This window comes from Burkholderia metallica, from assembly GCF_902832845.1.
Taxonomy (GTDB): domain Bacteria; phylum Pseudomonadota; class Gammaproteobacteria; order Burkholderiales; family Burkholderiaceae; genus Burkholderia; species Burkholderia metallica.
In genome coordinates this window covers 1-12610 of the sequence record NZ_CADFDB010000015.1, presented here as the reverse complement: position 1 = coordinate 12610, position 12610 = coordinate 1, and the positions used below count along the sequence as shown (strand labels likewise).

Annotated in this window: 14 protein-coding genes and 2 pseudogenes; 11 read left to right on the top strand and 5 right to left on the bottom strand. The window is 63.8% G+C overall.

What is annotated here, in order from left to right; all coding sequences use genetic code 11:
• Positions 1 to 125 precede the first annotated feature (125 nt).
• The 8 genes from HWX08_RS30515 (at position 126) to arsN2 (ending at position 4706) form a co-directional block, all read left to right on the top strand.
• Positions 126 to 467 carry an ArsR/SmtB family transcription factor gene (locus HWX08_RS30515; RefSeq protein WP_012218088.1) on the top strand — a complete coding sequence of 114 codons (342 nt, stop codon included), beginning with the start codon at positions 126 to 128 and terminating at the stop codon, positions 465 to 467.
• Positions 464 to 943: an ArsI/CadI family heavy metal resistance metalloenzyme gene (locus HWX08_RS30510; protein ID WP_012218089.1), complete on the top strand. Its 480-nt coding sequence runs from the start codon at positions 464 to 466 to the stop codon at positions 941 to 943. The genes HWX08_RS30515 and HWX08_RS30510 overlap by 4 nt, the downstream gene beginning before the upstream one ends.
• A gap of 9 nt (positions 944 to 952) precedes the next feature.
• A complete protein-coding gene (locus HWX08_RS30505) occupies positions 953 to 1447 on the top strand; it encodes an arsenate reductase ArsC (RefSeq protein WP_012218090.1) in 495 nt (164 codons plus the stop codon).
• A gap of 16 nt (positions 1448 to 1463) precedes the next feature.
• Entirely contained in the window at positions 1464 to 1958 is a 495-nt protein-coding gene (locus tag HWX08_RS30500) for an arsenate reductase ArsC (RefSeq protein WP_021156950.1), read from the top strand.
• A 64-nt stretch (positions 1959 to 2022) separates the two neighbouring features.
• On the top strand, positions 2023 to 3096 hold the full coding sequence (gene arsB, locus HWX08_RS30495; protein WP_012218092.1) for an ACR3 family arsenite efflux transporter: 1074 nt from the start codon (positions 2023 to 2025) through the stop codon (positions 3094 to 3096).
• A 21-nt stretch (positions 3097 to 3117) separates the two neighbouring features.
• Positions 3118 to 3540 (top strand): arsenate reductase (glutaredoxin), encoded by a 423-nt coding sequence (arsC, locus tag HWX08_RS30490; protein WP_012218093.1) that lies wholly within the window; start codon positions 3118 to 3120, stop codon positions 3538 to 3540.
• Positions 3518 to 4255 carry an arsenical resistance protein ArsH gene (gene arsH, locus HWX08_RS30485; RefSeq protein ID WP_012218094.1) on the top strand — a complete coding sequence of 246 codons (738 nt, stop codon included), beginning with the start codon at positions 3518 to 3520 and terminating at the stop codon, positions 4253 to 4255. Before arsC ends, arsH begins: the two co-directional genes overlap by 23 nt.
• A 22-nt stretch (positions 4256 to 4277) precedes the next feature.
• Positions 4278 to 4706, top strand: a complete 429-nt coding sequence (gene arsN2, locus HWX08_RS30480) for an arsenic resistance N-acetyltransferase ArsN2 (RefSeq protein WP_012218095.1) — start codon at positions 4278 to 4280, stop codon at positions 4704 to 4706.
• 139 nt (positions 4707 to 4845) lie between these two features.
• Here arsN2 and HWX08_RS30475 read toward each other — a convergent pair whose 3' ends face one another.
• The 5 genes from HWX08_RS30475 to HWX08_RS30455 are packed head-to-tail and all read right to left on the bottom strand — an operon-like array spanning position 4846 to position 10610.
• Positions 4846 to 5283, bottom strand: a complete 438-nt coding sequence (locus HWX08_RS30475; RefSeq protein WP_012218096.1) for a coiled-coil domain-containing protein — start codon at positions 5281 to 5283, stop codon at positions 4846 to 4848.
• A complete protein-coding gene (locus tag HWX08_RS30470) occupies positions 5280 to 7232 on the bottom strand; it encodes an integrase (protein WP_012218097.1) in 1953 nt (650 codons plus the stop codon). The genes HWX08_RS30475 and HWX08_RS30470 overlap by 4 nt, the downstream gene beginning before the upstream one ends.
• Positions 7229 to 9130: a hypothetical protein gene (locus HWX08_RS30465; RefSeq protein WP_021156949.1), complete on the bottom strand. Its 1902-nt coding sequence runs from the start codon at positions 9128 to 9130 to the stop codon at positions 7229 to 7231. Before HWX08_RS30465 ends, HWX08_RS30470 begins: the two co-directional genes overlap by 4 nt.
• 14 nt (positions 9131 to 9144) lie before the next feature.
• Entirely contained in the window at positions 9145 to 10260 is a 1116-nt protein-coding gene (locus tag HWX08_RS30460; RefSeq protein WP_021156948.1) for a tyrosine-type recombinase/integrase, read from the bottom strand.
• Between the two features lie 59 nt (positions 10261 to 10319).
• Positions 10320 to 10610 (bottom strand): hypothetical protein, encoded by a 291-nt coding sequence (locus HWX08_RS30455; RefSeq protein WP_021156947.1) that lies wholly within the window; start codon positions 10608 to 10610, stop codon positions 10320 to 10322.
• Positions 10611 to 10728: 118 nt separating this feature from the next.
• On the opposite strand from HWX08_RS30455, the pseudogene HWX08_RS34815 reads away from it, so the two are divergent.
• From HWX08_RS34815 to HWX08_RS30445, 3 genes and pseudogenes are all read left to right on the top strand, one after another.
• Positions 10729 to 10860: pseudogene (locus HWX08_RS34815) on the top strand (SOS response-associated peptidase family protein); the annotation flags it as partial.
• A 73-nt stretch (positions 10861 to 10933) separates the two neighbouring features.
• Positions 10934 to 11650 (top strand): translesion DNA synthesis-associated protein ImuA, encoded by a 717-nt coding sequence (gene imuA / locus HWX08_RS30450; protein WP_058904020.1) that lies wholly within the window; start codon positions 10934 to 10936, stop codon positions 11648 to 11650.
• Positions 11571 to 12503 (top strand): annotated as a pseudogene (locus HWX08_RS30445) (Y-family DNA polymerase); the annotation flags it as partial. The gene imuA and the pseudogene HWX08_RS30445, both read left to right, overlap by 80 nt.
• Between the last annotated feature and the right edge of the window lie 107 nt (positions 12504 to 12610).

Below are 12610 nucleotides of genomic sequence, written 5' to 3'. Positions count from 1 at the left end.
GATGCAACGCGGCGCGATGGCGGCTCAACCGCTGTCGCGCCGCTTTTTGTTGCCGGATGGCGGCGTCGTTCGATCGGTGCGCGGAGAGGCTGTGCAATGTTCAATATTTCAACTATGATTGAAACATGGAAACGAACTCTGTCGTCCGCGCCCTCGGCGCCTTGGCTCAGGAATCCCGGCTGGCCGTCTTTCGACTACTCGTGGAAGCGGGCCCCGGGGGGCTGCCTGCCGGTCAGATTGCCGAACGGCTGGGCATCGCTCCCTCGTCGTTGTCCTTTCATATGAAAGAGCTCACCTACGCGAATCTCGTCACGGTCGAGCAGCGTGGCCGCTTCATGATCTATTCGGCCAACTACGCGGCGATGAACGATCTGCTGGGCTTTCTGACCGAAAACTGCTGCGGGGGCAATCCCTGCACACCCATCGGGGCCGGTGGCTGCAAGCCCTCAAAGGAGAACGCGTCGTGAAACGTCTGCACATCCACCTCTCCGTCGAAGATCTGACGGCCAGCATCCGGTTTTATTCGGCGCTATTCGCGAGCCAGCCCACCGTTGAAAAGGTCGATTACGCCAAGTGGATGCTCGACGATCCACGCGTCAATTTCGCGATCTCGCAGCGCGGCGCCGCGCCGGGGCTCGATCATCTCGGCGTTCAGGTCGAGAACGAGGCCGAGCTTGCCGAAATGCACGCACGCCTGAGCGGCGCCGCGGTGCCCGTCGACGAGCAAATCGGCACGGCGTGCTGTTACGCGCGCTCCGACAAGTACTGGGCCGTCGACCCGCAAGGCATCGCTTGGGAGACGTATCAGACGCTCGGAGACGTTCCGACCTTCGGTGAATCGCGCAACTCGCAGTCGGCTGAATCGAATGCCGAAGCTTCTGCTTGCTGTTCCCCTGCACGCGGCAAGCCGATCGGCGTGCCGGTGAAATCATCCTGCTGCTGAGGTCCATCCATGAGCGACAAGCCCTACAACGTGCTGTTCATCTGCACCGGCAATTCCGCCCGATCGATCCTGTCCGAAGGCCTGATGAACCAGCTTGGCAATGGGCGCTTCGTCGCCTTCTCCGCCGGCAGTCATCCGAAAGGCGAGGTGAATCCGTTCGCACTGCGCGAGCTCGCGCGCTGGCATTTGCCAACCGACGGGTATCGGAGCAAGAACTGGGACGAGTTCGCCGCACCTGGCGCGCCAACGCTCGATTTTGTGTTCACCGTGTGCGACAAGGCCGCTGGCGAAGTCTGCCCCATCTGGCCCGGTCAACCGATCATCGCGCATTGGGGCGTGCCCGATCCGGCCGAAGTCGAGGGCTCTGACGAACAGAAGCAACAGGCCATGCACGACGCCGCGCTGACGTTGAAGCGTCGGATCGACCTGCTGCTGTCATTGCCTATCACCGAACTCGACAACGTCGCGCTGCAGAAGTCAGTGCGCGAAATCGGCCAACAGTAAATCCGGATGCTCTGACATGACCACGAATGTACTGATTCTCTGCACCCACAATTCGGCGCGAAGCGTGCTGTCGGAAGGGATGCTGAATCATTGGGCCGCGAAGCTTGGCAAGGACGTGCGCGCGTACAGCGCCGGCAGCGCGCCGAGCGGTCGCCTCAATCCGTTCGCGCTGGAAGCGTTGACGAACGCCGGTGTCGACGTCGACGGATATCGCAGCAAGAGCTGGGACGAGTTCGTCGGCGACGGCGCGCCGGAAATGCGCGTCGTCATCACGGTATGCGACAGCGCAGCGGCCGAGACGTGCCCGTACTGGCCCGGCAGCCCCGTCAACGTGCACTGGGGCTATGCCGATCCGTCGAACGCAACGGGCGGGGACGAAGGCAAGCGCCTCGCCTTTGAACTCACGCGCCAGGCAATCGGCTATCGCATGCTGCAGTTGCTCGCGCTGCCGCTCGATCGCATGAGCAATGCCGGACTCCAGACGGCGCTGATCGAGATCTCGCAAAACTAATCATTCGCATAGCGGTCTGCAGAAACGAGCGACTGCCAACGACCTTAAGACTGAACATCGCCCAATGAATACATCCAACGTCGCCCCACCGGGCAAGGCCGTCGCAAAGCCTGCCATCAATTTCTTCGAACGCTATCTGACCGTCTGGGTTGCGCTGTGTATCGTCGCCGGCATCGCGCTCGGCCAGGTGCTGCCCGGCCTGTTCCAGCAAATCGGCCGGATGGAGTACGCGCAGGTCAACCTCCCGGTCGGGTTGTTGATCTGGGTGATGATCATCCCGATGCTGGTCAAGGTCGACTTCGGCGCGTTGCATGAAGTGCGTCAGCACGTCAAAGGCATCGGCGTCACGCTCATCGTGAACTGGCTCGTCAAGCCGTTCTCGATGGCGTTTCTCGGCTGGCTGTTTATCCGCCATCTGTTCGCGCCGATGCTGCCGGCCGACCAGCTCGACAGCTACATCGCGGGCCTGATCCTGCTGGCCGCTGCGCCTTGCACGGCGATGGTGTTCGTGTGGAGCCGGCTGACGGGCGGCGATCCGCTGTTCACGTTGTCGCAGGTCGCGCTGAATGACAGCATCATGGTGATCGCGTTCGCACCGCTGGTCGGGTTGCTGCTCGGCATGTCCGCAATCACGGTGCCGTGGGCGACGCTGCTCACGTCGGTGGTGCTCTACATCGTCATCCCGGTGATCCTCGCGCAGATCTGGCGCAAGGTGCTGCTCGCGAAGGGGCAGGCGGCATTCGATGCTGCAATGGCGAAGATCGGCCCGTGGTCGATCGCCGCGCTGCTCGCGACGCTCGTGCTGCTGTTCGCGTTCCAAGGCGAAGCGATCCTGAAACAACCGCTGGTGATCGCGCTGCTCGCGGTGCCGATCCTAATCCAGGTGTTCTTCAATTCGGCGCTGGCCTACTGGCTCAACCGCGCTGTCGGAGAGAAGCACAACATCGCGTGCCCGTCGGCACTGATCGGCGCGTCGAACTTCTTCGAACTGGCCGTCGCGGCCGCGATCAGTCTGTTCGGTTTCCACTCTGGTGCGGCGCTGGCCACTGTCGTCGGCGTGCTGATCGAAGTGCCGGTCATGCTGCTGGTGGTGCGCATCGTGAACCAGTCGAAGGGCTGGTACGAGTGCCGCGCTTGATACGAACAGAGAAATCTCGACATGACTGATATCACCATCTACCACAACCCCAACTGCGGCACGTCGCGCAACACGCTGGCCCTGATCCGTAACAGCGGCGAGGAGCCTATCATTATCGAGTACCTCAAGACGCCGCCGTCGCGAGAAACGCTAGTCAAGCTGCTGGCTGACGCGGGCCTGACCGTACGCGAGGTACTGCGTGAGAAGGGCACGCCTTATGCGGAACTCGGCCTTGATGATCCGAAGTGGACCGATGAGCAGTTGCTCGATCTCATCGGGCAGCATCCGATTCTGATGAACCGGCCCATCGTGGTCACGCCGATCGGCACGAAGCTTTGCCGGCCGTCGGAAGCTGTTCTGGACATTCTGCCGAACCCGCAGAAAGGATCGTTCACCAAGGAGGACGGCGAGGTCGTGATCAATGCGGAGGGCAAGCGTGTCTGAGCAACTGAAAGACCTGTCGCAGCTCGACGCAACACATTTTCGCGTGCCGGACGCCGCTGAACTGCGGCCTGCGGCGCCTTCCACTCATCCGCCGCGGCTCCTGCTGCTTTACGGTTCGCTGCGTGAGCGTTCGTTCAGCCGCCTGCTGGTCGAGGAAGCCGAGCGCCTGCTGACGGCGATGGGCGCCGAGGTGCGCGTGTTCAATCCGAGCGGCCTGCCGCTGCCCGATGACGCGCCCGAGAGTCATCCGAAGGTGGTCGAACTGCGCGAGCTGGTAATGTGGTCGGAAGGGATGGTCTGGTGCTCGCCGGAACGACACGGCGCGATGACCGGGATCATGAAGTCACAGATCGACTGGATTCCGCTGTCGGTCGGTGCGGTTCGGCCGACGCAGGGCAAAACGCTTGCGGTGATGCAGGTGAGCGGCGGCTCGCAATCGTTCAACGCGGTGAACCAGATGCGTGTGCTGGGGCGCTGGATGCGCATGCTGACCATCCCGAACCAGTCGTCGGTGGCCAAGGCGTTCGCTGAATTCGACGAAGCAGGCCGAATGAAGCCGTCGTCCTATTACGATCGTGTTGTCGACGTCATGGAAGAGTTGGTGAAGTTCACTTTGCTGACCCGGGACATCGGTCCCTATCTGGTCGATCGGTACAGCGAGCGAAAGGAAAGCGCAGAGGAACTGTCGAAGCGCGTGAACCAGCGGAGCATCTAGAACCCCGTCCAAGGAGTGACAAATGGAGATCCGTCCCGCCACTGTCGATGACCTGGCGTCGATTGAAACCCTGCTGCATCAATGCGGTCTGCCTGTCGTCGGTGTGAGCGATCATTTGCAGGATTTTGTGGTCGCAATGGAAGGTTCGACGATGTGCGGGTGCGGCGGCATTGAGCATTACCGCGACGCTGCGCTTTTGCGCTCCATTGCGGTGGCGGAACATGCCCGCGGTTCTGGTGTGGGGCAGCGTATCGTGTCGCAGCTAGTCGCCGCGTGTCATTCGCTACAAGTCCGGTCGCTAGTGCTCCTCACCACGACCGCGGAGAACTATTTCACCCGTCAGGGCTTCGTGCGCGTTGCGCGCGACGACGTACCGCCCTTGGTGTTGGCGTCGAGCCAATTCCAGGGCGTATGTCCGGGGTCGGCCGCTTCGATGTTGCGAGTTCTGTAGGCTTTGACAGGAACACCGACAGATCGACGCAACATGAGCGACGTACCTTGGTCCGAACCATCTCATCGGGACTGCGCCTCAGCTAGACCGACTTTCACCGGTAAAATGCGGCGAGACCAAAGGGATCCAAGCAAACGGCTTAAACGTCCATCTGAGGGGGCAAAACGACCATCTTTCCAGAAGCTGCCGCCCGCAACATTGCGACCTCCTGACGCAGCGTTTCATTGATTGAGGCCAGCCTCGCGACGTCGGCCAGTGCAGCGTCTCGCTCCATGCGCAGGGCCTTCAACCGCCCTCTTACTTCCTTGACCTCCGCAACCTTGGCGTCGCGCTGCTGCCGAGTGCCCCGACCGACTTGAGCGCGGATCTCTTCGGCGATGTCGGGATACGTGTTGTGGATGAGGCCGGCGCTCACGCCGGCCTCGGTGGCAACTGCGGAGATGCTCAGCTTCAGCCCCTTGTTCTTGACCCGCAGCATCGCCAGTTGCAGTTCCTCCCGCGTCTTCCCTCTGCTCCGGCGACGCGGCGCCGACTCGGTCTGGGGCTCGGCGGGCGTGGTGCCTGCACGGGTGCTCATGCGCCCTCCCGCGCGGCCGTATACGCCTGGGCCTGGTCATCGGTCGGCAGCGCGCAGCCGAGATTGTGCAGCACCTGCTTCGAGCGCTCGACCGCCCGCCGCGCCTTGTCGGCCACGACGGGGCCGCAATCGGTGATCGCCGCTAGCCGCAGGTTGTCCAGGTGGATCATTTGCCACGCAGATGCTTGTCCCTGGTCGATGATGGCCTGCGAGCAACCACCGCACATTGACGGATCGTACACCCCTTGGCCGTGACAGCCGTGCGTGCCACTGATGCACCACGCGTGTCCGGTGCTGCGCAGTTCGACCGACTCGGCCGTTTGTCTCAGGAGCTGCTTGAGGTCTCGTGCGGCACGAGCCCGCGTCTGCATGATCTTCTTGCCGGCGCCCCCGCTAAGCAGTGCATCGGGATGTGCCCAACCTTCCAGCAGCCCCAGCCGCGCCTCGAACATCTCCTCCTCGAACTCACGATATAGCGCGTGATCCTGGTAGGGGCTGGCGGCGTAAAGCTGCGTCCACGACATCGACGCATGTTTGAGTTGCCACTTCAGGAAGACGAGGCCCATTCGCCCCAGACGCGAGTTTGCGACGTTGTAGGCGAAGGTGCGACGGCACTGATGGTTGGCCAGGTCCCACTCCGTCCCGGCAGCCACAGCCAGTTGCTTCAATTGGTAGGCGCAGGAAGTTGAGCTCAGCACCTCGACCCGCGACCCGGTTCCCAAGTGGTCAGAGGCTTTCACGTTCAGGCCCAGAACCAGATGCCGGCCGATTCCACGCACATGGTTCAGGCGGTGCGCGGCCTCAGCCATCTTCATGCCGTTACTCAGGTGACCAGTGAGATCGGGGCCCTGTGCCAGTACGTCTTCGAGCCATCGTGCCTCGTCGGCCAACCGAGCCTGCAGCGGTTCGGCGTAGCGCTGCAGGATCTCGAGCGCGCTGATGGCCTCCGGGGGCACCAGGAAGTCGACCTCGGCTCCGCCGGTCGTCTTGATCTCGCGCGTGCGCACCCAGTGATACGTCACGCCGTTGCGCTGTTCGGTACGCCAACACCCGCTGGTGACGCCGGTGCTCTCCGAGTTTCGCATTCCCGAAGAGATCTGCAGCAGATACAGGACCGCATTGCGGATCGCGGTGAGCGCGGCGCGATTGGGGGCTCCGACTTCACCAGCGTCTCGAGCCCAGAACAGGTCCTCTGCCTGAGCGAGGCTGGCTTCGCAGTGAGCAAAGAGTATGCGCTGCACCGAGCGCGGAATCACAGGGGTCATGCCGGTGCGGCCCGATGGCCCCCGGTCGCCCTCGTTACCGCCACATACGTCCCAGAGGGCAAGCCCCATCCACGGGTGCTCAGGCAACGGGTGCAGGACTTCCATGTGGAATGACCACACGAGGTCGATAATCTGCAGCCGCTTATGCACGGACATCGGCTTGAGCGTGCGCCGCAGATCCGTAATGTGATCAGACAGGTGCAGCGCGCGTACCTGACTGAAGTCGCCCAGCCCCAATTGTGCGAGGTGCCTCAGCACCTGGACGGCCCTGTGGCCAATCTCCGCAATAGAGCTACCCGACCACTGCCGCCCACGGGGGCCGCGTCGCTGGGCGCAGTAGAGTGCCGCCTTGGCATCGTCGACCAGCGCGTTCGGCACATCGTCCGGCCAGACGATCTTCGAGGCCGAACCCTTGCGGTTCTTCGCCTCGACCTCCGACGCGAGGTCCCAGACGCGGTCGCCGAAGCGGCTCACTGGGTGCTCGTGGCCAGCGGCATCAGCCACGGCGGTCACCACGATGGCGTCACGCTCAGCCGGCGGGATGCCGACCAAGCTGATCGGCTGAGCCGCCAGCAACTCGAAGGCCCGCAGGGCACGTGGCGCCGGCATAGAGCCGACCGGCACGACAAGGTCTTCAGCGTGTTCTTGGGGCGTACCAAGGACCAAGGCAGAGGTGTGACTCATGCCCTGGGTCCTGCCCGGCGCGTTCTGCGAGCCTGCAGTCCGACAGCGACGCTCTGCGATGCGTCATCGTGCGGTTCCGGCGCTAAGACACGGCTGCGTGCGCGGCTACTCATGGTCATCTGGTGCTGCCAGTAGGGGTGCAGGCCTGAGGCGGTCCTGGCACGAGCCTGCGCGACCCCGCTGCGCGCGAACTGGCGCTGAGTGAAATCGTCGATATAGGGGATGGCCACCCGGTATCGATCACGCAGGTCCTCGAGCAGGCCGTCGGCCGTGCGCTCCGGACCCAGGGCTTCGTCAAGGTAGTCAAGTTCGGCTTGCGCGAACATCTGGAAGCTGAACAGGCGCCAGAGTTCGTCCACGGTGCCGACGATGGCAAAGCTCGAGCAGAACAAGCACATGACGTAGCGGTCGCAGTGGCTGTGGCCGTCATTCGGCGCGTGCTCGCCGCTGATCGAATCCGAGCACGCAGAGACCGGCGTCGGAGTCGGCAAGGCGCTTGCGCCGTCTTTGCCGAGCCTGAAGGGCCGCACTTGCACTGGCTGGATCTCGGGCCCCCTCGGCGCCTGACCTTCGGTCCGCATCAAAGCAGTGTAGTCGCCGTTCATGAAGCTCGCCGCTTCGGCCTTGCGCGCCGCGTTCATCGACGGGTAGTTCGCCCCGGCGACCCTCGGCGTGTTACCCATCAGGTTGGCAGTGGTCGCGATGTCGCCGTCGGCGGTACGCAGTGCGCGGTCAAAGCGGCTTTTGCGCAGGCGACTAAGATTGAGGCGCAACGGCAGGCCGTCGTCTCCCAGCAGGTTGTGGCGTTGGATGACGCCTTGGATCGCCCTACGGAGGGACCTGCTGTCGAGACAGGTGATGTTGCCCCTCTTTATCGACCCAGCACTTGCTTCAGCGCGATACAACCAGATTCGCTGCTTCAGGGCGGGCGGTGCCTCACACACCAGCTCGCGGGTGCTCGCGATGGCTTGCTGCAGCACAGCGCCTTCAGAGAGGTCGAAACAAAGGTCTTGCTCGGCGGGGGGCTCGCTCGGTTGCGTTGACGCTTGCCGTTCAAGAGCGGCGCGGCCGATACTGGAACGGACCTTTTTGCTGCGGTGCTTGGCAGTGCGCATGCGGATCGTGCCAGGCAGGAATCCCGGCGCCAACGCGTCACGGCACATCTCGAGCAGGGGCGTCGGGTTGAGCCCCTGGCGATGCGCCACCAGCAATAGCCTGAGACCCTGCACGGCACCTTGCTTCAGCGGCAGACGGCCGTGGTGAACATCAACGAGATCGGACTTGATAGCCTTGGCCAGGCGCTCTTGCTCCGCGTCACTCAGGCTAGTTTGCAGACTGTCTTCGCAGCTCCACGGTAACGCACTGTGCCGGAAAAAGCGCGAAGGCTCACCCTCGATGAAGCCCTGTACGAACATTTCGGTGAGTACGGTCTTGACGGCCCGGTAGGTATTGCGCGTCGAACTCGGTCTCCAATCTGCAGCCTGCGCCCGCTTCTGCAGCCAGCCGATGAAGTGCTGGACATGTTGCGGAGACAGGTCCGACGGGAGCTTCGGCCTCGGGGGCACAGATGTTTGCGAACTGCCCGTGAGGTACTCGAACAGGTAATGCAATTGCCCGAAGTACGTGGTGACGGAGGCTGTCGCGCGCGCGCCAGAGAGCAGCATCGCCTTGAGGCAGAAGCCGGATGTGCACACCCAGTCGTCGATGCCACGTCCCAGCCAGTCACGAAGATCGAGCGTCTTGATTCTCTGAGGGAAGCGGGCCTCTCGCCCCAACAGCGTCGCCATGTCGATGCAGGTGTCGTCGGCGCTGGCCCTCGGCGATTCGCGTGACGCCGATGTGGCGCCGACCGGCGCGGCGCGATTCTCGCTGACGTTGTAGTTCTTCGTTCTGCCCATGGCGTGGCTCAGTGTCAAGGATCAACGGTGGATACCTGCGGCGCCGAGGCCAAGGCTTTGCTCACCCCGTAGAGCCTGTCAAACTCGTCCATCATCGCCAGCGCCTCGGCGCCCAACAGCCGCTCGATCTGCTGCAGGTACACCATTGTGGTTTGGACACTCGCGTGACCGAGACGATCGCGGACGTACATGAGCGGCTCGAGCTTGATCTCGGGACGGCTGCGCAACAGCAGCAGGGTATGAATCGCGTAGCTGTGACGCAGCATGAGCGGGCGTACCCGGAAGCCGACCCGGTTGCTGAGATCCGTGCAGACCTTCACCGCGGCTTCCTTGCTGTAGCGCTGGCCGTGGATCGTCAGGACCAGTTCCTTACGCTCCGCCGCTCCTACGAGACCGTTGCGCTCGTATGTCGTGTATGCGTACATGTCCTCCATCAGGCTGTATGGCACGTGCACGACCCGGGCCTTGTTCAACTTGATCTCCATGTCCCGCGGGTCGAGGCGCACTTCGATAAAGGTGCCCGGCTTCAGAGCTTTTTGGGCACTGGGATCAAACACGTACGACAGAGGGAAGGTGCGTGCCTCGACTGAGCGCAGACCAACCCGCGCCATCAGATCGAACAGCAGCCGTTGCGATGCAGAGCGTATCGATTGCCGCGCGATCTTCAGTTGGTCTACTGTCAGGAACGCGGGTTCCTTGTCCCATTCGTTGAGCAGCACTGCCGGACGGCTCAACGTCTTGCGACCGCCAGTGACGTGGGCCAGGTCATGCTCAATGCCGTACACGGCGATATCGGAACAGCCGAAGGGCAAGCGGTCGATCCGCCCGCGCTCATGTGCCCATTGGTACATCGCTGCAACCAACCTCAACCGGTCGTTGACGGTTGCCGGGTCCAGTTTGAGGTCTTGAGCCTGCCAGTCGCGGTAGACACGCACGACGCTCTGCCCAACCGACATGAATGGATCGTTCCAGCTCCAATCGTTCGCCTGCAGAAATCGGGCGAAATCCCAGAGCCGGCGCCCATACGCCTCCCAAGTCTTGGGATCCAGCGTCTTGCCACGCTCGAGCAACCGGTACAGCAGGTAGTCGTGGAACGGCTGCGCGGGCGTCATCGAGTCGTCGAGGATCAAGGGGAATCCCGGCCGCGGTCGTCCGGCGAAGACGAACTCCTCGGTGGCACGTACATACCTCACGCGCCGGCCTCGCGCAACATCTTCACCGCTTGCTTGAATGGCACGCGCCATAGGTGCATCACGAGGTCGACGGCACCGCCGCCGCCCTTGCGTTCCCGCGTGTCGAAGAAGCGAGCGCCGTCGACCAACAACTCCCAGTCGGCGCCGGCAGCAGTCACGTGCACGCGTCGGGTGTTGAAGGCGCGCACAGGAGCGAAGTCCCGATCGAGCTTCGTGTGTTCGGCCATCAGATGAAGCACGTCGAGCACTGCGAGGCCGCGCAGCCGCTCTAGTTCCGAGTTATCCACAGGCCGCATCCCTTCCCCCGGACCCCCATCCCGCTACTCTTCTCAAAGAAATTGAATAGCAGTACAGAGTGCCATGTCTGTCAACACATTTCTTACTAACAAAATGAAGTATTCCTACAGGTGCATCGTGCCAATTAAATCCTCGAACGTCGACGCCTGGCTAGCGCCGGATCCATCCCGGCGTGCTCAGCTGCGCGAGATCCTCACCGATCGCGAACGGCCATACTACGAGCACCAGCTGGCGGCATAGACGCACGGGGGTTGATGGGTCCGAAAGCTGTGGCATACTGTATAAACGTACAGTGTTTTTTGAAGCCGACCCCATGCACCCCGCCCTCGCCCATCCGGAAGCGATTCATCCGAGTCTGTGGAAGGCGTCGCACCTGCCCCGCTCGGGCACACGCGGCGTCGATACCGGGCATCCGACGTTAAGCGCCGAACTGCCCGGCGGCGGCTGGCCAGCCGGCGCGCTGGTCGAACTGCTCGCGCAGCAGCCCGGCATCGGCGAGCTGCGGCTGCTCGCGCCCGTGCTCGCGCGCGGGTCGGGCAAGCCGGTCGTGCTAATCCAGCCGCCGCATGCGTTGCAGCCGCTCGCGCTCGCGTATTGGGGCGTTGATCCGTCCGGATTCGTGGCGCTGCCGGCACCGCGTACGGCCGATGCATTGTGGGCGGCCGAGCAAGCGCTGCGCGCCGGCACCTGCGCCGCCGTGCTGCTCTGGCAGGCGCATGTCCGCACCGACGCTCTGCGGCGCCTGAATCTGGCCGCGCAGAGCGGATCTGCACTCTTTTTCCTGTTCCGGCCGGCGGCCGCCGCGCGCGATGCGTCGCCGGCGCCGCTGCGGCTCGCGCTGGCCCCGAAGCGCGATGGCGTCGAAGTCACGATCGTGAAGCGCCGCGGGCCGGCGCGCGACACGCCGCTTTACGTGCCTTTGTTTCCGTCTCCCATTCTGTTGAACCGCCATGCCCACGTGGATCGGCGTGCATCTGCCGCACCTCAACCTCGAAACGTTCCGGCCGCGATCGCCGGCGCCGTCGTCTGACGATGCGCGCGGCCTGGTCGTGCTCGAGGGCGGCCGCGTCGTGGCGCTCGATCGCGCCGCGCGTGCGCTCGGCGTTGTCGCGGGCATGCGCCGCGGTGGCATGCTGTCGCTCGCGCCGGACGCGCAGATCCGCGAGCGCGACGCCGCGCGCGAACGCGAGCTCGTGCTCGGCGTCGCGTATTCGCTGCTGCAGTTCACGCCGAGCGTCGTCGACGCCGACGAAGCCGTGGTGCTGCTCGACGTGACGGCCAGCCTGCGCCTCTTTCACGGCATCCGTGCGCTGCGCCAGCGCGTGCGCGACGTCGTCGCGTCGTTCGGCGTCACGGCAGCGGTATCCGTCGCGTCGACCGGCCCAGCCGCGTGGATGATCGCCCGCGGCCTGCGCGGCGGGCTCGCGCTTTCCGCACGATCGCTGCGCCGCGCGCTCTCACGCGTGCCGCTCGCCGTGGCGCCCGAGGCACGCCGGTATGCGACCTGGTTCGACGAGCTGGGTTGCGAAACGCTGGCCGACCTGCAGCGCTTGCCGCGCGCCGGGCTGAAAAAGCGCTGCGGTACGCAGTTGCTAGACTGGCTCGACCAAGTCGCCGGCACCGCGCCGGCCGCCTACGACTGGCTCGAAATGCCGCCGTCGTTCGATACGCGCGTCGAACTGACGGATCGCGTCGAGTACGCCGAGGCGCTGCTGTTCGTCGCGCGGCGCCTCATCCTGCAGCTGACCGGCTGGTTGACCGCGAAGCAGTTGGACGTCGCCGCGTTCGCGCTGCTGCTCGAGCACGAGCGCGGGCGGGACGCGATCGCGCCGACCGAGATCGAGATCGCATTGGGCGCCCCTACCCGCTTCGAGGAACACCTTAACCCTGCCTCGTTTTCACGTACAGCATGTCATGCAGCAGCGCGTAGGGTTTCGTATTCCACGGGAGTGCAGTAGCCGATCGACGTGTGCATGCGCTGTCGATTGTA